The sequence below is a fragment of the Psychrobacter sp. TWR1-1-1 genome (assembly GCF_049895865.1).
Taxonomy (GTDB): Bacteria; Pseudomonadota; Gammaproteobacteria; order Pseudomonadales; family Moraxellaceae; genus Psychrobacter; species Psychrobacter immobilis_A.
Window position 1 is genome coordinate 477,126 of sequence record NZ_JAFCTE010000001.1, and the last position, 22,385, is coordinate 499,510.

Annotated in this window: 17 protein-coding genes; 7 read left to right on the forward strand and 10 right to left on the reverse strand. The window is 43.4% G+C overall.

The genetic code is table 11. From position 1 onward, the window contains the following. Window positions 1-93 precede the first annotated feature (93 nt). The 4 genes from ACP69U_RS01900 to ACP69U_RS01915 all read right to left on the reverse strand — a co-directional run bounded on the left by ACP69U_RS01900 (window position 94) and on the right by ACP69U_RS01915 (window position 5,260). Window positions 94-1,446 carry an ABC1 kinase family protein gene (locus ACP69U_RS01900; protein WP_109591308.1) on the reverse strand — a complete coding sequence of 451 codons (1,353 nt, stop codon included), beginning with the start codon at window positions 1,444-1,446 and terminating at the stop codon, window positions 94-96. Window positions 1,447-1,533: 87 nt separating this feature from the next. Then, complete coding sequence (locus ACP69U_RS01905) at window positions 1,534-2,328, reverse strand: HesA/MoeB/ThiF family protein (RefSeq protein ID WP_426137639.1); 795 nt, start codon at window positions 2,326-2,328, stop codon at window positions 1,534-1,536. 35 nt (window positions 2,329-2,363) lie between these two features. Continuing rightward, a complete protein-coding gene (gene prmC / locus ACP69U_RS01910) occupies window positions 2,364-3,281 on the reverse strand; it encodes a peptide chain release factor N(5)-glutamine methyltransferase (protein WP_426137640.1) in 918 nt (305 codons plus the stop codon). Then, entirely contained in the window at window positions 3,278-5,260 is a 1,983-nt protein-coding gene (locus ACP69U_RS01915) for an AmpG family muropeptide MFS transporter (protein ID WP_426137641.1), read from the reverse strand. The genes prmC and ACP69U_RS01915 overlap by 4 nt, the downstream gene beginning before the upstream one ends. A 739-nt stretch (window positions 5,261-5,999) precedes the next feature. Here ACP69U_RS01915 and katG point away from each other — a divergent pair. The 4 genes from katG (at window position 6,000) to ACP69U_RS01935 (ending at window position 10,923) form a co-directional block, all read left to right on the forward strand. Beyond that, entirely contained in the window at window positions 6,000-8,177 is a 2,178-nt protein-coding gene (gene katG / locus ACP69U_RS01920; protein ID WP_426137687.1) for a catalase/peroxidase HPI, read from the forward strand. Window positions 8,178-8,426: 249 nt separating this feature from the next. Then, the gene (locus ACP69U_RS01925) at window positions 8,427-9,356 is read left to right on the forward strand and encodes a LysR substrate-binding domain-containing protein (RefSeq protein WP_045446223.1); all 930 of its coding nucleotides are present in this window, start codon (window positions 8,427-8,429) and stop codon (window positions 9,354-9,356) included. Between the two features lie 346 nt (window positions 9,357-9,702). After that, a complete protein-coding gene (locus ACP69U_RS01930) occupies window positions 9,703-10,704 on the forward strand; it encodes an LLM class flavin-dependent oxidoreductase (RefSeq protein WP_426137642.1) in 1,002 nt (333 codons plus the stop codon). Between the two features lie 48 nt (window positions 10,705-10,752). Next, window positions 10,753-10,923, forward strand: coding sequence for a hypothetical protein (locus ACP69U_RS01935; protein ID WP_157292364.1), 171 nt, complete (start codon window positions 10,753-10,755; stop codon window positions 10,921-10,923). Window positions 10,924-11,070: 147 nt separating this feature from the next. Here the strand turns inward: ACP69U_RS01935 and ACP69U_RS01940 are convergent, their stop codons facing one another. From ACP69U_RS01940 to ispF, 6 genes are all read right to left on the reverse strand, one after another. Then, window positions 11,071-12,102, reverse strand: a complete 1,032-nt coding sequence (locus ACP69U_RS01940; RefSeq protein ID WP_426137643.1) for an ornithine cyclodeaminase family protein — start codon at window positions 12,100-12,102, stop codon at window positions 11,071-11,073. 61 nt (window positions 12,103-12,163) lie between these two features. Further along, on the reverse strand, window positions 12,164-13,123 hold the full coding sequence (locus tag ACP69U_RS01945) for an AEC family transporter (protein ID WP_296242362.1): 960 nt from the start codon (window positions 13,121-13,123) through the stop codon (window positions 12,164-12,166). A gap of 322 nt (window positions 13,124-13,445) precedes the next feature. Next, the gene (mnmG, locus tag ACP69U_RS01950; RefSeq protein ID WP_426137644.1) at window positions 13,446-15,341 is read right to left on the reverse strand and encodes a tRNA uridine-5-carboxymethylaminomethyl(34) synthesis enzyme MnmG; all 1,896 of its coding nucleotides are present in this window, start codon (window positions 15,339-15,341) and stop codon (window positions 13,446-13,448) included. 264 nt (window positions 15,342-15,605) lie between these two features. Further along, the gene (locus ACP69U_RS01955; protein WP_426137645.1) at window positions 15,606-16,136 is read right to left on the reverse strand and encodes a hypothetical protein; all 531 of its coding nucleotides are present in this window, start codon (window positions 16,134-16,136) and stop codon (window positions 15,606-15,608) included. Between the two features lie 217 nt (window positions 16,137-16,353). Continuing rightward, complete coding sequence (gene grxD / locus ACP69U_RS01960) at window positions 16,354-16,704, reverse strand: Grx4 family monothiol glutaredoxin (RefSeq protein WP_045446215.1); 351 nt, start codon at window positions 16,702-16,704, stop codon at window positions 16,354-16,356. Window positions 16,705-16,920: 216 nt separating this feature from the next. Then, window positions 16,921-17,421 carry a 2-C-methyl-D-erythritol 2,4-cyclodiphosphate synthase gene (gene ispF, locus ACP69U_RS01965; RefSeq protein ID WP_426137646.1) on the reverse strand — a complete coding sequence of 167 codons (501 nt, stop codon included), beginning with the start codon at window positions 17,419-17,421 and terminating at the stop codon, window positions 16,921-16,923. A gap of 260 nt (window positions 17,422-17,681) precedes the next feature. Here ispF and mnmA point away from each other — a divergent pair, with 260 nt between their 5' ends. The 3 genes from mnmA (at window position 17,682) to purB (ending at window position 22,359) form a co-directional block, all read left to right on the forward strand. Next, entirely contained in the window at window positions 17,682-18,908 is a 1,227-nt protein-coding gene (gene mnmA / locus ACP69U_RS01970) for a tRNA 2-thiouridine(34) synthase MnmA (protein WP_426137647.1), read from the forward strand. 53 nt (window positions 18,909-18,961) lie between these two features. Beyond that, a complete protein-coding gene (locus tag ACP69U_RS01975; protein WP_426137648.1) occupies window positions 18,962-20,818 on the forward strand; it encodes a hypothetical protein in 1,857 nt (618 codons plus the stop codon). A gap of 149 nt (window positions 20,819-20,967) precedes the next feature. Then, window positions 20,968-22,359 carry an adenylosuccinate lyase gene (gene purB, locus ACP69U_RS01980; protein ID WP_426137649.1) on the forward strand — a complete coding sequence of 464 codons (1,392 nt, stop codon included), beginning with the start codon at window positions 20,968-20,970 and terminating at the stop codon, window positions 22,357-22,359. Window positions 22,360-22,385: the final 26 nt, after the last annotated feature.

Here is a 22,385-nt window from a genome sequence, read left to right on the forward strand (position 1 = left end):
ACAGAGCCATTTTTGCGGCCATTAGCACACAATCCTTTGTGTTAGAGCATTCAAGAGCAGCAGCGGATTAATAATCAAACATACAAGCGAAAACTACGATACGTTTACTGTTGGTGGCATGGTCACATCTGTTTCTGTGTGTCCTAGCATTTGTACGCGTTGATCACTAAACATATCCATATCAGGTGCCAGCGTACGCATAAAGCGATCAAAATAGAGCATCTGCTTGGTCAATAAAGCAAAGTCACGTGGGAAATGAATACCATGGCGCTTACCGACTTCTACAATCTCAAGCATCATTTTATTTAACTCATCGGCTTGCTCTTTACTATTAAAAGGCACACCACTGGTAAAGGACTTGTCCTCCGCCATAATAGTCTTCATCATACGCTGCAAATCATTACCCAACGCCACTACATCGACTTTATTGCCACCATGGGTCATTTCCATATCAATCATATGGCGCGCCATCGCTTGATAGTCACTGTCCTGCATGGCTTGCATCATACCCATGCACGCACGCCAACTCTCAGCTTTTAGCTTACCGACAATACCAAAATCCAAGAAGCCGATACGACCATCGGTTAATAGCATCAAATTGCCCGCATGCAGGTCAGCATGGAAACTGTTGCACAGCATGAGACTGGCAAACCACGTATTCAAGGTATCCGCCATGACTTGCGCAGGATCAGCACAATACTGACGCATGAGCGACTCATCGACCATAGATACGCCGTACAAGCGGCTCATGGTTAATACACGCTTGGTCGTCAGCTCTTCATATACTTTGGGTGCTACCACGCGCGTATTGCCTGATACGGCTAAGAACTGCTGAAAATCGCGGATGTTTTGTGCCTCAGCGATAAAGTCCGTCTCGGCAAGCATGCGCAGGCGAATCTCATCGATAATCGGCGCAATACTGGCAAACTTCATCGACGGCATCAGAATCTCAAGTAATTTAGTCACCCCATGCAATACGCCCAAATCGGTTTGCATAATGGTCTCGACGTCAGGCTTTTGTACCTTTAATACGACTTCATCGCCATTATGCAACCGTGCCGCATGCACTTGCGCAATAGAGGCTGATGCTAGTGGCTTTGAGTCGATATGGGCGAACTTATCAGCGAGCGTCATGCCATCAACCGCCAACTCTTCTTTCAATACCTGCTCGATATAAGCATAAGACAGTGGCGTGGTCTGATCCAAACAGCTCTGGAAAGCTTTTACATATTCGCGTGGAAACAGTGACGGCGTACTGGCGATAAACTGACCAATCTTGATATAAGTCGTGCCCAACTGCTCAAACGTTTCTTTTAATAATGTGGCATCAGGCTTTTCACCTTTTGCCACTCTCAGCGCAGATAAACCTGCCACGCTGGCTGTTTGGCGAACACGGTTCATAACATTGAAGGTATGCTTTAATAAATGCGGACGATGAATTTTCATAAAAAAACAACTATGGTCATAAGAAAGGTTTTTGAGAATAGGTGATTGTAAATAATGACAAGTTACACAGCTCCTAATGAACAATCACTAATGACTACTACAGACAGGACACGCAGCATCTTGGCGATAGCCCATCAGCCGTTGCTGCATCTGGCTACCATCCCATATTAATAGCTTATTTGTCAGTGGATTTTTGGTTAATCCCAAATACTGCAGGGCAGTATTCGCTTGCAAATTACCCATGATAGCAGTGGTACTCGCTAGCACACCTGAGTTGGCACACGTACGCTCATCAGCCGCTGCATCAAGTACTACCGAACCAAACACGCAGTGATAACAACCAGTGTTTAGTTGCGGCTCAAACAGCGCCAACTGACCTTGCATCGCAATCGCTGAGGCAGATAATAGCGGGATTTTATAGCGCACGCTAATACGATTGATGACATCACGCGTCGCAAAATTATCGGTGCAATCTAAAAGCAAATCAGGCTTGCCTGTCGCCATATCGAGCAATTCATAAGCATTGTCTTCGCTTAATCTTGCAACTGTACCGCGAGCGGTAATTAAAGGATTAATACACTCTAGCATTTGCGCCGCTGTTAGCGCTTTAGTTTTACCGATATCCTCAGGTAAAAACAGCGTTTGGCGCTGCAAGTTGCTGGCTTCAATGATATCATCATCTATCAGATGAATTTGTCCAAGTCCTGCACGCACCAGCGTCTCAGAAGCAGGACAACCAAGCCCGCCTGCCCCTATCATGACTACACGAGCTGATTTTAAGCGTAGTTGAGCGTCAATATCCCAATCGTCTAATAATATTTGCCTTGCATAACGCAGCAGCTCTTCATCCAACAACTGCCCTTCATCTGATGTGTGCGCCATATTTATTACCAATAACCTATTATTAAAGAAGTCTACTAACAAAAATCTGATGACTTAATTTGACCCAGCGTAACACGATCATTACCACCATAATCTTGTACTGTACGCACAGATTCAAAGTCACTGTCTACAAACAACTTGCGAACGGCATCACCTTGGTCAAAACCATGTTCGATAGCCAGTAGCCCACCGACACGCAAGTATTTCGGTGCCTGTCCTACGATATGCTCTATATCGGCAAGCCCATGATTGGGGGCACTTAAGGCACTAATAGGTTCGGCTACAAGGCGTGCCAAATGCTCATCTTCCTCATCAATATAAGGAGGATTAGACACAATGACATCGAATAGCTGACTGTCATCAGTAGGCAAACTGTCATACCAACTGCTTTGTATAAACTTAATATCAGCGACGTCATTGATAGCCGCATTGTGCTCAGCTACTTTCAGCGCCTCTAGCGACAAATCAACTGCAACCACTTGCCAGCTATCGGATGTATGACCAATATCCTTTGACTTTAACTCATGCGCAAGGCTGATTGCGATACAACCTGACCCTGTACCCAAGTCAAGCAAGCGCTTCGGCTGATTATTACCTGCACGATTTGATTGAGTTGCTATCCAGCCTAATACTTGCTCAATCAACACTTCAGTATCAGGTCTAGGAATCAACGTATGCTTATTAACAGTAAATATCAGCGACCAGAACTCTTGCTGACCCGTCAAATACGCAAGTGGCATTCCTTGCTGCATCTTCGTTACACCTGCATTGAATTGCTCAAATTCGCTGTCTGTTAGCTGATAACCTTCATCTGTCATCAACGCTATCGCAGGCTTATCAACGACATACAACAGCCAGTCCGTTAGCCAAAATGACGGTAGCTTGCTGTTCTCAGCCTCATTCATCCATTGCTGGATGTGCTGCTTTATCTGACGAATATTTGATGCGGTCATATATAGTTCTTAAAAATAACGTACATAGCGAATAATAAGATAAAAACCAGATACAACCACCGCTCTGAAACACGTGGCCGCTCTTTGGTATCACTTAAGTTTGGATTAGACTTGGATAACTTATCCCCCATACCATTACTACTGTTTCCATCACTGTTGTCATCATCACCATAAATGTCGTCGTTGTCACCAATGACGATATGCTTATCGACATAGTAAATCAGCGCTAGAATCGGAATACCAATCGCAAAGGTAAAAATGAAGAAAAATGGATAGCCCATATTATCGACGATAGCACCTGAATAACCGCCCATCACCTTGGGAATGAGCGTCATTAATGAAGAAAAAATCGCATACTGCACTGCCGTAAAACGAATAGACGTTAGAGCAGATAAGAAAGCAATAAACACGGCACTCGCCAGCCCTGCGGCTAAGTTATCAAATATGACCGCAACATACATAAATGGCAAACTGCCTGGGTTGTAAGTTAGTAGTACAAACAACAAATTGGTCGCACACGCAAGAATTGCCCCAATCATCATGGCATGCATCATACGGAAACGCTGTGCCAATAGCCCACCTAAGAACCCACCTGCAATTGCCATAATCACGCCGACGAGTTTCACTGCATTGGCAATGTCTGTTTTACTAAAGCCCATGTCTTGATAGAAGACGTTGGAAATAACGCCTGCCACAATGTCTGAGATACGATATAGCCCAATGAGCGCCAATAGTAATAACGCCTTTGTGCCATAGCGTCTAAAAAAGTCCAGGATCGGCTCGACCCAAGTTGCCATGGCTACTTCTTTTTTCACCAACCCCACTTGTACCAATGCATAACCTGCTACTATCGCTACACCCAAGCTTATCAGCAGATGCAATGTTTCAACAAAGAAGCTGGAGAATGCTCCTTCAAACTCTGGCAGTACTGGTCCCATCAATATATAAGCGGCGATAAATGCGATCACAGAAAATACGAATAGCGCCACCAATCTCACATAATCTTCACGAGTTTCCGCAACCAATGGGGCTTTATTAATAATTTTTGGTTGATTGATGATGAAATACAACAACAACAACGGTGCGCAAGCGACCAGTGCCAAAAAGTAAAACTTAATCGCTGGCATGACCATTAACGGTATCATCGCCAATGTGCTATCGAACACTGTATTAATCAAAATATTGATCAGATAAATAATGCCAAAAATCAGACCTGGGATAAGTAATAAAGCAGAATAAATAAGAAATACTTTTAAATTGCCCTTTTGCTTTTTACTTTGCAACGTTTCAGCCGTTGGCTCATAGCTGGCAAACGTGGTTAATACTCCTAAGGTCATGACACCTGCCATAATGTAGTAAGTATTTCGCCATGCCTCATAACTATAAAAAGTCTCATTCGAGCCAAAAAAATCTGCCAAATATAACGCGCCTGCCCCCGCAACGATCATGCCGATACGATAACCCGACACATAAATAGAGGATAGAATGGACTGCATCGATGGCGGCGCAAGCTCGATGCGGTAAGCATCAATCACGATATCTTGGGTGGCAGAAGAAAAGCCAAGCAAAACCGCAGCGCCTGCCATGTAGACTAAAACGTCTTCACTAACTGGATTAACATTTGCCATCAAAAAGATAGCCAATATGATAAGCAGCTGTGATACCACCATCCAACTGCGACGACGACCCAACCATTTAGTCAAAAATGGCACAGGAAGCGCATCTATTAATGGCGCCCAAATAAATTTAAACGAATAACCCAGTGCCGCCCAGCTAAACATGGTCACAACACTACGATCAATGCCTGCCTCTCTAAGCCAAAGTGATAAACTTGAAAAAATAAGCAGTATAGGAATACCCGCTGAAAAGCCCAAAAACAACATGATAATGACACGAGGGTCTAAATAAGCCTTTGCAGCCTCTCCCCATGATTTTTTGACAGCTGGTTGATTGGGTGGCACAGATTTGACAGCAGACATAATCGCTCACTAGCACTTAAGAAAAAGAACACAACCGCGCACAATTTTTATCAATCATTAGCATCATCTATCGGTAACTGATACTGATAAATAGCACTGATAAACGGGATCGATAAAAATTGCTTAACGTTGCACAAATACAGCCATTACAACAAAATTGAATTATGGTACTTGAGAACGCTGACCTTGACTAGACATTCTAACGATATTTTTGCATTAACCGTTGTTTCTACTGGTTAATAAAACCTAGCTTATAGACTAGGGTTTACTTTCATATTGAGCATGGGTATAAAAATAAGGAAAATATCGCATTTTGCATCACAACCGTTTTATATAAACCTCTTTCTCTTGTGATTAGCCAATTATTATGCTGATAAGTTATTAATAATTCATGATTTAACAACCAGAAATTCTTGCTACATTCTTACTTTTATATATTCATAAATTGAAACGTTATTTGATATATCATTTATTTTATAAAACAACGCGTTTGTATAAATCGCTTCCCTAAATCAATCATTATTCTATATGCTAGAGATGACAAATAATTTTTGCAAATAATAGTAAATAACACACTCGATTGCCATTTATCTGATTACTGCCTAGGAGCCACATGATGACTAACTCAAACTCAACATCAGATGCTGCAAGTAACACCACTTATGATAAAGGAGATGGTCATGGACCAACCATTCATAGTGAAAATGTAGATACTTCGCACGAGCCACAACGTCCAAGCATGGGTGGCTGTCCTGTCATGCACCAAGCACATACTACGAACGCCTCGGCAGCAACCGACTGGTGGCCGAATAGCTTAAACTTAGATATCTTGCATCAGCAGGATCACAAAACCAATCCAATGGGTCCTGACTTTGATTATGCAGAAGCCTTTAAGCAATTAGATTTAGAAGCCGTCAAGCAAGATTTAAAAAATCTAATGACTGAGTCACAAGCATGGTGGCCAGCAGATTGGGGTCATTATGGTGGGTTGATGATTCGTATGGCTTGGCATTCTGCCGGTACTTATCGGCGCTCTGACGGCCGCGGTGGTTCTAACACTGGTAATCAACGCTTTGCGCCATTAAACAGTTGGCCGGACAATGTCAACTTGGACAAAGCACGTCGTCTATTATGGCCGATCAAGAAAAAGTATGGTAATAAACTTTCTTGGGCAGATTTGATGATCCTAGCGGGTAATATGGCTTATGAATCTATGGGCTTTAAGACGTTAGGTTTTGCTGGTGGACGCGCTGATATTTGGCATCCAGAAAAAGATATCTATTGGGGTTCTGAGCGTGAATGGCTTGCTGCTACTAAAAATCGTTATGAAGATGATGATAAGCGTGAATCGCTAGAGAATCCTTTAGCCGCTGTGCAAATGGGCTTGATCTACGTCAACCCAGAAGGTGTCGATGGCAACCCTGATCCAATCAAAACAGCACAAGACATCCGCACCACTTTTGCTCGCATGTCAATGAATGATGAAGAAACGGTCGCCTTGACGGCTGGTGGTCACACAGTTGGTAAATGTCATGGTAATGGTGACGCTACCTTATTAGAAGATGAGCCAGAAGCGGCTGACATCAAAGAGCAAGGTCTAGGTTGGCGCAACCCTAAAGGCACAGGCAATGCTGGCGATACCGTCTCAAGTGGTATCGAGGGCGCATGGACCACGCATCCAACCCAATGGGATTATGAATATTTTGAGTTATTGCTAAATCATGAGTGGGCACTGACTAAGAGTCCTGCTGGTGCTTGGCAATGGGAACCTATCGATATCAAGGAAGAGGATCGTCCTTTAGATGCACATGATCCAAGTGTACGCCACAACCCAATCATGACCGATGCTGATATGGCAATGATTAAAGACCCTGCTTATCGTAAAATTTCAGAGAACTTTCATCAAAATCCAGAATATTTCGATGAAGTATTTGCAAAAGCTTGGTTTAAGCTTACCCATCGTGATTTGGGGCCAAAATCTCGCTATTTAGGGGCGGATGTGCCAAGCGAGGACTTCACTTGGCAGGATCCAATTCCACAAGGCAATGTTAATCTGAGCGCTGATGATATTGCAATCTTAAAAGCACAGATACTAGGCAGTGGTATCGACCATCGCGAATTTATTATTACCGCTTGGGATAGCGCTCGTACATTCCGCGCCTCAGACTATCGCGGCGGCGCCAATGGTGCACGCATTCGTTTAGCCCCGCAAAAAGACTGGCTAGGTAATGAGCCTGAGCAATTGGCTCGCGTACTTGAGGCGCTCACTGACATTCAAACGAACTTTGATAAAGACGTCAGCATCGCAGATTTAGTGGTACTCGCTGGTAACACCGCCATTGAAAAAGCAGCAGCTAATGCAGGCATTCAAATTGAAGTGCCATTCGATGCGGGTCGTGGCGATGCGAGCGATGAGATGACTGACACAGAAAGCTTCTCTGATTTAGAGCCACGACATGATGGCTACCGTAACTGGATCAAAGGCAGCTATGCCATATCACCTGAAGAGATGCTATTAGATCGTAATCAGCTGATGGGCTTGACTGCACCCGAAATGGTCGTTTTAATCGGTGGTATGCGTGTCTTGGATACCAACTACGCTCAGAGCCAACAAGGGATCTTTACTGAGCGTGCTGGGACACTTAGCAATGACTTCTTTGTGAACTTGACAGACATGAGCTATTCTTGGCATCCCGTTAAGACAGACAATAATGACGCCCCTGCTCTCTATGAAGTGCGTGAGCGTGCTACTGGCAATGTAAAATGGCAAGCCAGCCGCGTAGACCTAGTGTTTGGCTCAAACTCCATACTACGCGCTTACGCTGAGCTTTACGCACAAGACGATAACCTAGAAAAATTCGTTCATGACTTTGTAAATGCTTGGAATAAAGTGATGAATGCGGATCTTTTTCGCTAAAACCCACTGAAATAGATACGCCTTTATCTTAAAAAAGCCCTCTTTAATCGAGGGCTTTTTTATTGTAATGGTTTGCTTCTAGCAACGGACAAACGACTTATTCTATATTCCAAATAAATATAAATAGATAACCATTAAGTATATACAAGAATAAACACTTTGTTTTACACTACCTTCTTACTGCATATTTGTACATTTTCACTTTTGTATACAGACAGGGTTTGTATATTTATACAATAGGATTTAGTTATGGCAATCGACGTAGTGGTCAATCAGCGGCATTTACAGATTCAGCTCAAGCAGTTGGAGACAGTATGGCATACGGTGATTAATGGCTATAACTTAAGTCAGGCGGCGACCGTACTGCACACCAGTCAATCTAGCCTATCAAAACATATTGCGGCACTTGAAAATCAGCTCAAAACGGAAGTATTCGTCCGTCAAGGCAAACGCCTAACGGGTCTTACGACCATGGGCACAGCACTAATGCCGCATATCGAATCTATCTTCGCCGAAATCCGTACGATTGAAAACCTAAGTCTCGATTTTAATAATCCGAATATTGGCACGCTGACGATTGCCACCACTCACACGCAAGCGCGATATGTATTGCCGCAAGTCGTCAAAGAGTTTAAAGAGCGTTTCCCCAAAGTCAACCTAATACTACAACAAGCAGATCCAGAGACCATCGCGCAGATGGTCATTCGCGGGCAGGCAGATATTGGCATTGCAACCGAGTCTTTACTTCATAACAATTATTTACGCTGCTATCGCTATTATGACTGGACGCATCGCGTCATTGTGCCAAGCGATCACGAACTGGCCAATCACGAGTCTGTGGATTTGCCGACCCTCGCTAGCTATCCGATTGTGACCTATCACGGTGGCTTTACGGGGCGCGGTGCGATTGACAAAACTTTTGAAGAAGCAGGATTGGAGCCAGATATCGTACTAGCAGCACTCGATGCTGATGTAATCAGTACTTACGTAGGTCTGGGCTTGGGTATCGGCATTATTGCAGAGATGGCGTTTGAACCGAGTCACTATCAAAATTTAACTGCGATACCTGTAGATCACTTTGGGCGCTTTACCAGTTGGATGGCGGTGCGTGATGATGCAGAAATTCGTCAGTATGGTCGAGCATTTATGGAACTGTGTCAAAAACAATTTAGCCAGTAAAGAACCATTCATTCATATTTTCACTAAACGTCAATGGCATCGTTATCAACAGATAATGATGCCATTTTCTATTCTCATTTCTACTCAAAATCAACTGCCGCGCATGTGATTATTATAACTCTACCCCATTATTAAGATTTGTTATCGTCTTAACTTCTGACCTTTATATTCAATAGAACCGCCCCATTATATGAACTATTGAACGACTAGTTACAGCAATATTGAATTAGCACTAGATTCTTGAGGTGCTGGTTCATCATTGCTGTTGCTAGTCTCTTTTATAACTAGCATCAAATACCAATATAACCATGTCGTTGAAAGGCGGCATCATAAAAACAGGTGATTTATGAGTAACGCTATTCCCTTATCCTTTTTAGATCTAGCACCCGTGCCTGAAGGTAAAACCATCGCTGAAGGCATTGCCCAAACGGTTGAGACAGCACAGCAAGCAGAAAAAGTCGGCTTAAACCGTTATTGGATGGCAGAGCACCATAATATGCCGGGCATCGCCAGTGCAGCGACGTCAGTACTACTAGCGCATATCGGCAGCCAAACCAAGCATATACGTATTGGTGCGGGTGGTGTGATGCTTCCGAACCATGCACCGCTCGTCATCGCTGAGCAATTCGGCACTTTGCAGGCATTATATGGCGATCGCATAGATTTAGGGCTGGGTCGTGCGCCGGGTACTGATGGCGCAACCTTTCAGGCACTACGCCGTCAGATGCAAGATGCTGATCGCTTTCCGCAAGACGTCCAAGAATTGATGTACTTTTTAGGGAACGGTACAGATAATAGCCCAGTACAGGCATTTCCTGGGGCAAAGTCAAACGTTCCTATCTGGATATTAGGCTCTTCTCTTTTTGGGGCTACGTTAGCGGCGCATCTAGGACTTCCTTATGTGTTTGCCTCACACTTTGCACCGCAAATGCTTGGGCAAGCGATTACAGCTTATCGAGAACAGTTCAGACCATCAGCCTATTTAGATAAGCCTTATGTCATGCTGGCAGCCAATTTATTACTCGCCGATGACGATGCTACTGCACAGTATCATTTTACCTCTGCGCAGCAAAGTTTCGTACGCTTGCGCCGTGGTGAGACAGGTCAAATGCCGAAACCTACTCACGATATGGACAGTATCTGGAGCCCTGCTGAAAAAATGATGGTGGATAGCGCATTGTCAGTGTCATTCATCGGCTCTGTAGAAACTGTCAAACCGAGACTAGCGGCATTCCTTGCCCAGTATCAGCCAGACGAGCTGATTGTGACGGCTAACGTTTACGATCAGGCAGCGCGCATGCGTTCACTGGAACTTACACCTGAGTTAAATTTATTTACTTTACAATGAAATCAGACACTTGCATAATTATTGATAAACCTTAGCTGGATGTTTGACATGGACGCAACTCCTATTATCGGTGCCTCACTGCTTATCGGCTCATCAATATTTATGTACATTGTTGCCTTTCTTGCGGTGATGGCTGTCGGTGGTTATTTGACCTACCGCACCAGCCCAAAGCGTAAGCAGCGGCGCGAAGACCAACGTAATAAAGACAATTCAAATTAATAACCGCTCTAAAAATATGCTGGGACTATAATTTAACGTCTAAAGCAATATAAAAAACCCTCTTTTCTTATTTAGAAAGAGGGCTTTTTTTGGCTTGCTACATAAGAAAAATACAGCAATCTTTACGTACGGTCACTATAAATGGCTTTACCATTCAACTGACGAGCCAAGATTTTTTTGTGCGGCTTGTTGTGCGACATATAGAGCGACTGCTGCATCAAAACTGGCTGCACCAACCGATTTAAATAACGTAACACCATTATTAGACCTAGCGGTTTTTTCTTGTAGCGCCCCAGTGACTAGCGCTTGTAAGTCACCACTGAGGTCGTCCCATGTCCATGCACAATCGATACTATCGTGAGCTTGGATCAAATCGCCCGCTTCATGACGACTGCCAACCAAATCATCGACGACGACCATGCGACTGTTTGCAATGACATCATTGCTTATCTCTTTCATTGAAGGCTGATAAGCACCGACTGCGTTGATGTGTACATCAGATTTAATATGGTTGAGATCAAACAAACCTTCTGTTGCGCGGGTTGCGACATTAATAACATCTGCATCACGGATAGCATCATTGATATTTTCGCAAACCGTTATAGTAACGTCCCATTGCGGATAATCACGAGTAAATTTCACTTTGAAAATCTCAGCGCCTTCCCTGCTTCTATTCCATAAATATACTTTTTTAATCTCAGGACGTACTGTCATTACCGCATGTAATTGCTCATAAGCCATGCCACCACAACCGACCACCGCCACACTTTGACAGTCAGCGCTTGCCATATATTTGGTCGCAATGCCTGACAATGCCGCCGTACGCACTTGGGTAATATAAACCCCATCCATAATTGCCAATATCTCACCAGTATCATTGTTTGACACGGTAATAATCGCCGTTGTGGTTGGTAAATTTCGGCTCGGATTATCAGGACAAATGGTGACCAATTTTACGGCTGTATACTCGTTCTTACCATCATAAATCGTCGCAGGCATTGATAAATGCGAACCTGGGCGATGAGTGTCATCTTCACTAAAAGTTTCAATGACCAAACGTTCAGGCGCTTTGATCCAATTGGGATGCGCTGCCTGTTTATGTAACAATGCTTCTATCGCCCCAATGGCAGATTGCATATTGAGATGTTCGGTCACGATTGCTTGGTTTAGTAATTGCAATTTGAGTACTCCTATTTATAGATTTACTATTAGAACATGTTTTATCACGCCAAAACGGCTACTACATTAATCCTAACCCGCGTAATATTGCCGCACCAATCGCCATTCCAAACATACCTACCACGGTGGTAAAAGCCAAAATATTAGCAGCTAACACATCATTGCCACCCATGGCTTTTGCCATTACATAGCTGGCGGCGGCTGTTGGTGAGGCTGCCATCAAAAACAACACACCCATATGCACACCTGATAGACCAAATCCCAATCCAATAGCGATGGCAATCAATGGCGCAACGACAATACGTCCGATACTCGCCTGCATTGACAGCCCTGAAGGGTGCAACATCGACTTCAAATCAATACTGGCACCGGCGCAAATCAATGCTAAAGGCAATGCCACCGCGGCCATTAGATCGCCAGTCGTATGAATCACACCTGTAATAGGCGGCAGCGGTGACGCTTTATAAACAAATGCTGCTACCAGTGCGATAATCAGTGGGTTGGTAAATAGTTTTTTGATAATCATGGTACTGCGACTGAGCCAAGTATCATCCACACTTTTGGATACACGGCTGAGAGTGATAACCGCTAAGATATTAAACAGTATCGTCACCACACCCATATAGACAGCGCCGATGCTTAAGCCACGTTCTCCGTAGGCATTAGCAACCGTTGCCAGTCCAATAATAGCCATATTACTCCGAAATATCCCTTGTACAAACACCCCTTGATCAGCCGGTTTGCTCACAAAATATTTGGCGTAAATCTCTGCACCTATAAACAAGATGAATGTCACCAGAATACCAGCCACTATCAGCGTGATTTGTTTGCTGTAATCGACATCACTATCAACGACGCTAAAAAAAAGCAAACAGGGTAAACAGTAATTAAAGACAAAGCTCGATGCTTGGTCAATAAAAGTCTGGCTCGCCTCACCGCGTCTCTGCATAAAAAAACCCAACCACATTAAGGCAAGGTTGGGTAAGACAATGGTAATAGCAAAGACAATAGCATCAATCATAAATAGGCTCAGTTCGTTAACAAGCCCATCATGATATGGACATCAGCGAGATAAATTGACAAGTAATCATTAAAATTTCTAACCTATAGTCAGAGCACTTTTAAACCGCTACGGTGTTACCCGCCCTAGATGTACTCAGTGTACTATCTGCGGTCGGTCGCCTTGTAGCTATTCTAAAATTCCTTGACTATAGTATAGAGACAAAATAGCAAGTAAGACAAGCGCCTGCTCTATTTTCTTTTAACAGCGGCTGTATTTTTAACAAACAAAAGCCCATAAAGATATATCGCTATGGGCTTTTGTTATACTAGTTATACTACTATTACGAATCTAGCGCGGCCTTTGCTTTTTTATGTTTTTTCACTGTCATGGCTAGCAATTGAACGGCCGCAGGCGTCACACCGCTCACGCGTCCTGCTTGAGCAAGCGTCGCAGGACGTATTTGCGTCAATTTCTGTACAATCTCATTTGATAAGCCTGATACTACTCTATAATCAAAGTCCAGTGGCAGCGCTGTATTTTCTAGGCGCTTCATCTGATCAATATCTTCTTGCTGACGGTCAATATAGCCTGCGTATTTGACAGAAATCTCTATCTGCTCACCCACTTGCGCATCTACTTGCGAATCAGTGATGGCAGCGATATCAGCAAAATGAATCTGCGGACGCTTGAGCAAATCAAAAGCAGTCGATTCTTTTGACAGCACCTCGCCCGTTTGCTCTGTGACTTTTTTGCCTAGCGCGTTGGCAGGGGTTGCCCACATATCTTTGAGACGTGAGGTCTCTGTGGCAATTGCTTCCATTTTTTGTTGGTAAGCCTGCCAGCGCACATCGTCAACTAGACCAAGCTTACGACCTGTTTCAGTTAGGCGTTGATCGGCATTGTCTTCACGTAATAGTAGACGATATTCTGCGCGGCTCGTAAACATACGATATGGCTCAGTCGTACCATGGGTAATCAAATCATCAACGAGCACGCCAAGATAGGCTTCATCACGGCGCGGTGTCCACACGTCAAACTCACTATTATTAGTCGTAACCAATGCCGCATTAGTACCTGCTAGCAAACCTTGCACGCCCGCTTCTTCATAGCCAGTCGTACCGTTGATCTGACCAGCAAAATATAAGCGATCGATGGACTTAGTTTCGAGCGTTGGCTTTAGATTTTGTGGATCAAAATAATCATACTCAATCGCATAACCGGGGCGGGTAATGTGCGCGTTTTCTAAGCCTTTCATACTATGAATAAACTCTAACTGCACATCAAACGGCAAACTCGTTGAGATACCATTTGGATATAACTCATGGGTGGTCAAACCTTCTGGCTCGATAAATATCTGATGGCTGTCTTTATCTGCAAAACGGTGAATCTTGTCTTCGATAGACGGGCAATAACGTGGACCCACACCTTCGATTTTGCCAGAGAACATCGGTGAACGGTCTAAGTTTTCACGGATAATATCATGGGTGCGCGCATTGGTATGCGTGATGTAGCAATTGACCTGCTCAGGGTGCATCGATACGTCACCCATATAGCTCATGACTGGTAGCGGCGTATCACCCGGCTGTACGGTCATCACACTAAAGTCAACGCTACGCGCATCAATACGCGCGGGCGTACCTGTCTTTAGACGACCGACTGGCAGCTTAAGCTCACGCAAACGATCTGCCAACTTGATAGAAGGTTGATCCCCTGCGCGACCACCTTTTGAGCTTTCGAGACCAATATGAATAACCCCGCCCAAGAACGTTCCTGAGGTCAGTACCACCGTTTGCGTATTAAAGATAATACCCGTTGCAGTAACCACTGCCGTCGCACGACCATTTTCAACTAAGATATCATCAGCTGCTTGTTGAAATATATCAAGATTTGGCTGATTCTCAAGCGTATGGCGAATGGCGGCTTTATATAAAATACGATCTGCTTGCGCACGCGTAGCACGAACGGCCGCACCTTTACGACTGTTAAGCACACGAAACTGAATGCCTGACTTATCCGTTGCCAATGCCATTGCACCGCCAAGCGCATCAATCTCACGTACCAGATGGGATTTGCCGATACCACCAATTGCAGGGTTACAGCTCATCTGCCCGAGCGTCTCAATATTATGTGTCAACAGCAAGGTCTGCGCGCCCATACGTGCGGCTGCCAAAGCAGCTTCTGTGCCAGCATGACCACCACCGATCACTACCACGTCGTAATTTTTTGGGTATTGCATATACGCCTCACTTGACTCATAACGCCGCTTTTAGCCAAAAACTATTATTACCAGAATTTTATGGCTAAATAGCATGGTCATCAGCAAATAAACGTCAGTCGGATTTAAAAAGTTAACGACTTGGAAAAGCCGCTAGATATTGGATTGCTAACCCACCATTATAACAATTTTTTGATGCTTAAAAAACGCCGCAGTAGAAACTATTTACATTAAGTGTTAAGCATTATTTTTAAACTTAATAACTAGCAACTTAATAACTAGCGCCTAGTTACCAGGGCTCAGCGGTACGATTTGATCTGATTGACCACTGCTCAGCATATGCTGACTGCCATAACCTTCTGGATTTATCTGCAAATAAGCATTCATCAAGCCAATGGCATCGCCATCATTACTGGCCAGAATTTGCTCTTTAATCATGTCCACTGGCGGTAGCAGCAAGTTTTTTAGCAATGCCAAACGCTGCTGGTTATCGCCTTTATTAACGACCATCTCGATAAGTTGACGCGCATCGATGGGTAAATCTGGCGTATTCTGTGCCAATAATGCCAAATGATAAGCGCCCGCAGAATCTTGATCCGCAACGATACGCTGCTCAATCGCAATATAAGTGGCTTCTGTTGCGCCGCCTGCCACGCTAAGCTGATGAATACATTTCAGCGCTGAATGTGGCTCATTGCCAGCAATTTCAATGATGCGCGTGGATTCATTTTTTAAATGCTCACGGCGTTTTTCGATTGCCGCTTGCTCAGTAGCTTCTTTTTGCACGTCCGGCTGTTCTGTTGCTTGACTATTCATAAAGCTCTCTCACTCGTATGATAATTATTATTTGTATCGCTGATATCTTGCACACTATATGGGAGTAAATTCGATAAAAACAACGAAGCCTAAAGACACTAAAGCGTAAAGACAATAAAAAACCCAAATAGCCATTAACTGACCATTTGGGTTTACTGTGCTTTATCTTATCAAGTTTATTTGAATATCAAAGACATCCAAAGCATACTCTCAAGTATTAAGCAGCAGGGCTATTTGCTTCAACCAATGGCTTAAGCTCGCCTGATTGATACATTTGCAAAATAATGTCTGATCCGCCCATCAATTCGCCGTCAATCCACAACTGTGGAAAAGTCGGCCAATTAGCCACTTTAGGTAACGTCGCACGGATTTCTGGGTTTTCTAAAATATTTACAAACGCAAATGGGCGACCGATTTGAGTAAGCACTTCAATCGATTTAGCAGAAAAACCGCACTGCGGAAATTGCGGCGTGCCTTTCATATAAATAATAACTTTATTGTCACGGATTTGATCACGGATCAATTGTTCAACGTCGTTTGCAGCAGTATTTGGGGTTTGCTCACTCATAAAAGCTCCTATTGATAAAGCGGTTCATTGAAAACAGTGATTGATATTACAAAATGATTGAGAAAAGAGATGGCTGATACATGGGGCAAGCGCCACGGTATTACAAGTACAAATCTATAGACTATATATATAAAATCTGCATATATAAAATCTGCGCTCAACTCACCAAGTCAATATGACTCGGAGTGCTCAAGCAGCGATGACACCCGATCCAAGCTATCTAGATTCGACAACATTAGGGACTAATAATACCACGGCATTGGCCATAATGCCCTCTTGCCGACCGGTAAAGCCTAACTTTTCAGTGGTAGTGGCTTTAACGCTGATATTATTGACCGCCGTCTGCAAATCACTGGCAATATTATCACGCATGGCTTGGCTGTGCGGTGCCAGCTTTGGACGCTCACACATCACAGTGATATCAGCATTGCCTAGACTATAACCAGCCTCTTGCACTTTACTGTAGACATAACGTAGCAGCACCCGCGAGTCCAACCCTGCATGGGCGGCATCTGTATCAGGAAAATGCTGACCGATATCGCCAAGCGCCAATGCGCCAAGCAGTGCATCAGCAAGCGCATGCAGCACCACATCTCCATCAGAGTGTGCCAGCAAACTGTGCGTGTGTTCAATAGGCACACCTGCTAGCACCACATATTGCTGCTGACCATTATTATGAAAAGCGTGAACATCGATACCTTGACCAATTTTTATCATTATTATTCCAAGATGAGTGAAACGTGATTAAAATAATTCAAAACCACTATCTAAATTTCTAAAGCGATTTTACCAATGCCTAGACACCATCGGTCGCCACCAGTTTCAATTAACTGGTATAATATGACGTTTATTTTATCATAATACCAGATCCAAAAGATAAGCTGACGTCGTTCTGCTGAGACTACCTATTGTAGCAATGGCATAATTTTTGGCGTCAATATCTATTTTGGAGAACGTACAAATAGTTGAGCCGCTTTATGTCAGCCATACAAGATACCTCAAGCATAGCCGTTTCTGAGTCTTTTACGCCTCATCGTCCATTAACACTTGCCGATATCGAGAATCCTAGCGCCAAGCACGTGATTGTCGGTATGTCAGGTGGCGTCGATTCTTCTGTATCAGCCGTTTTACTTCAGCAAGCAGGCTTTAAAGTCGAAGGTCTGTTTATGAAGAACTGGGAAGAAGATGACGGCACCGAATACTGTACGGCAATGGACGACCTAGCGGACGCACAAGCGGTATGTGACAAAATCGGTATGAAGCTACATACGGCTAATTTTGCCATGGAATATTGGGATCGGGTTTTTGAGCATTTTTTAGCGGAATACAAAGCAGGACGCACGCCCAATCCAGATATTTTGTGCAACAAAGAAATCAAGTTTAAAGCGTTTTTAGACTATGCTTTGACGTTGGGTGCAGATTATATCGCCACCGGTCACTACACGCGCCGTAGTATGAACTATACGAATGCTAATGGCACTGAGGTTGCGCAGCTGTTACGCGGGCTTGATAACAATAAAGACCAAAGTTACTTTTTACATGCGGTTGGCGGCGATAAAATCGCTAAGACGCTGTTCCCAGTGGGTGAGCTTGAAAAACCAGTGGTTCGTCAAATCGCTGAAGAACATGATCTTATTACCGCCAATAAAAAGGATTCAACCGGTATTTGCTTTATTGGTGAGCGCCGTTTTAAAGACTTTTTACAACAGTACTTGCCCGCTCAAAAAGGCGATATCGTCACGGATGATGGTCATACCATTGGTACGCATGACGGGCTAATGTATTATACCTTAGGTCAGCGTGGTGGTATCGGTATCGGCGGTGTCAAAGATCGCCCAGAAGAGCCTTGGTTTGTATTGGCAAAAGACTTGGATAACAACCGTTTGATCGTTGGACAAGGTCATGAGCATCCCATGATGCTGAGTAATGAGCTGCAAGCTTATAAGCTCGATTGGGTCGATGGTTTACCGCCTACAGATATATTTAGCGAAGACGGCTTACGTTGTATGGCAAAATCGCGCTACCGTCAGCCAGACCAAGCGTGCCGAGTGTTTGCTGTTGATGATAAAGGTTTAGAAGTACGAGTGATATTTGATGCGCCGCAACGTGCAGTGACGCCAGGTCAATCAGCAGTATTTTATATCGATGAGGTTTGTTTGGGCGGCGGTGTCATTGCCTCCATTGATGCGCCTTGCGGGATTTGACATCTCATTTAACATTAATTAATACAATGATTTGTCTTTTTTTAGGATACTGAATGACCGCTTGCCTTTTCGCCCTGCTGAATATCTCATTTTCTTGTTCGATATGGGTAAAGCGAGGTCTTACGCTTACTTTCATTGCTGCGTCATTTAGTGCACAGTCAGCACCAGCAGAGATGGGTAGTATTATGGTGACCAGCTCTAATGCTTCGACTGGTAGTGCTTCTGGCACATATGTAGCAGCAGGTTCTGGTGCTACCGGTAGTTTTACTTTAGTCCGCAATGAAAATATTGGTTATAGCAATAGCGCTGAGATAACACCAGCTAGTGGTACGCGCACCAATGGTATTGAAATCAGGAATGATTCTAATACTAGTATTGATAGAGATAAGTTCAAGTACACCTTTACTATTACTCCTGATGACAATGCTTCTATACATACCATAAAAATTGGTCAAGCCAGCTATTCAATGGGTGGTAACTCAGAAATTGCACGTCAAACGTTAAATTTTACCCAAAATAGTCAAATTAGTCTACCTGCGCAAGCCACTATCAAAAACAACCCAGATGTCCCCTATTACTATAATGCAATGGGTGATTATTTTATGGGCAGCAAAGTCAATAGTACCCAGCTGAATTCACAAAATGCTGTGTTCAACCCGCAGCTGCGTACCGATAGCTCAAATGTGAATGGTAGTGGTTTATTTTATTATAATATTACTAATCTAGCGGGTGCTACTGGTAGCCAAAATCCATATAGTCCTACCTTGAATACGAATAAACAAGTAAGCCTCAGTTCAAATAACGGGGTTTTACCATCGACGCCAACTTTTGAAAATATTATTAAAAGTATCAATAATGGCAGCACGTATTCTGCACTCTCACCTAATACTGCTATTTCCAATGGCGATACTTATGTCAGTTATGGCATTGAAAACAGTCAAAGCAATTATGTTGTCGCGGTAAGAAACGCGAACGCCGTGACTTTGACTTATGAAGGGATTATGAATGGTAATATCGGCATTGCGCGTAACGTAATCGGTGAAACCTATAACGAATGGATCAGCTTTGGGGTAGAAAGTGAACCGTTGAATTACGTCTTTTCAGGCACTGTATTCAATGATAATGGCGGTATAAACGATAGCGACATCAATGTCAAAAAAGATAACGCTACGATAGGCAGCGGTATATATAACAATACCAACTTCTTCAATGGTACTTTTGACTCTGCTGAAAGTGGTATTGCAGGTAGCACAGTCAAACTGGTTGACTGTACTACTAATGCTCCTCTTGAAACTATCAATATTCCTACTAATATTGTCGGTAAATATGAGATTAAAATACCTATCGCTTCTCTATCTGGCAAAAGTACTGTCTGCCTGATTGAAGAAAATAGTGGTAGCACTTATCCCATTCGTACTACTAATGAAAAAACTGTTATTTCCTTAACTACTAACAAGTATAACTATGAAAATAATAACTTTGGCAGAGTGATTGATAAAAATTCAGCTTTAGTCCTTGAAAAAGAACAAGCACTTAATGATTGCAAAATCGCCTCATTGTTACCAAATCTAGAAAACAAGCTTGCCTATAGTAAAGCCGCCCTATCTGAAGTAACTCCAGGACAATGTATTGCCTACAAAATTACTGCGACCAATCGAGCCAACCTTAGTATCAATCACTTTGTTCTACAAGATGTCTTGCAAGAAAAAAATGTGAATGGCGCGATAGTGACGTCAAAACTTGCGAATCCAATCCACCAAGCAAGCGAGTATGCCGCAGACAGTGTCGCTATCGGCAATAACGGTACTGTCAAAACGGTAACCTCAATTTTAGATCCAAGGACAAAACGTAGTTTTTACTTTAATACTAAGTATGGCTCGACACACTCTAATACACCCGATACCCCTTAATAATAGCGTTATATGCATATTTTGATTTTATCAACGGCTACATTTGTTACACTACCCGTATTTTTTTGACCACAGTCTTATATGATGTGTTCATTTGTGGGATTTCACAGTTTTCATCACTTTTACTTTTTTAATTTAAAGGCATTATTATGAATTTACTTACCGCACTCTCCCCAATCGATGGTCGTTACGCCTCCAAAGCTGACAGCTTGCGTCCTTATTTATCTGAATTTGGTCTCATTAAAGCCCGCGTCACTGTCGAGATTCGCTGGTTACAGTCATTGGCTGATAACAATGCGATTGGTGAATTGGCAGCATTTGATACCGATACCAATGCCTTTTTAAACAGTATCGTTGATGACTTTAGTGAAGCAGATGCCCAAGCCATCAAAGACATCGAAGCGACGACCAATCATGATGTAAAAGCCGTTGAGTACTTTATCAAAGACAAGTTCCGTGGTCAGGCAACGCTTGAGGATTCATTAGAATTTATTCATTTTGCGTGTACTAGTGAAGATATCAACAACTTGTCTTATGCGTTAATGCTAAAAGACAGCCGCGAGGTTGTGGTTGCGAAAATGCAGCAATTGACTGATAGCATCGTTGATTTGGCGATTGCTCATGCTGACCAACCCATGCTATCACGCACCCATGGTCAAACCGCTAGCCCAACGACGCTAGGCAAAGAAATGGCAAACGTCGCTTATCGCCTAGCCCGTCAAATTAAGCAAGTGAATCAAGTAGAGCTGTTAGGTAAAATTAATGGCGCGGTTGGTAACTATAACGCTCATTACGCCTCATACCCTGACGTCGATTGGCAAGCACATGCAGAACGCTTCATTGATGAAAGTCTTGAGCTGACTTTTAACCCTTATACCACGCAAATTGAGCCGCATGATTATATCGCTGAGCTATTTGATGCTGTCAAACGTTTTAATACTATCTTAATCGATTTTAACCGTGATATTTGGCAATACATTAGCTTAGGCTATTTTAAACAGCGCCTAAAAGATGGCGAAGTCGGTTCTTCTACCATGCCGCATAAAGTGAACCCGATTGATTTTGAAAACTCAGAAGGTAACTTGGGCGTTGCTAATGCCATGCTGGCTCATTTGGGTGAAAAACTGCCAATTTCACGTATGCAGCGCGATTTATCAGACTCTACCGTACTTCGTAATATCGGTGTTGGTCTGGCGCAAAGTATGATTGCTTATGATGCTTGTTTAAAAGGTGTCAGCAAACTTGAATTGAATGCCCAGCGCTTAAACGGCGATTTGGATAATGCACAAGAAGTATTGGCAGAGCCGATTCAAACCGTCATGCGCCGCTACCGTGTTGAAAACCCGTATGAGAAGCTTAAAGCTCTGACTCGTGGTAATGCTATGACTCGCGAAGCCATGCTAACATTCGTTGAAAGTGATGAGCTATCTGCGGTGAGCGATGCGGATAAAGCGCGCCTACGTGAGATGACACCAGCCACTTATATCGGTAATGCAGCGGAGCAAGCGCGCACGATTAAAGAGTGGATTGCTAAGATTTAACTGGTAACAATCTTATCTTTATAAAA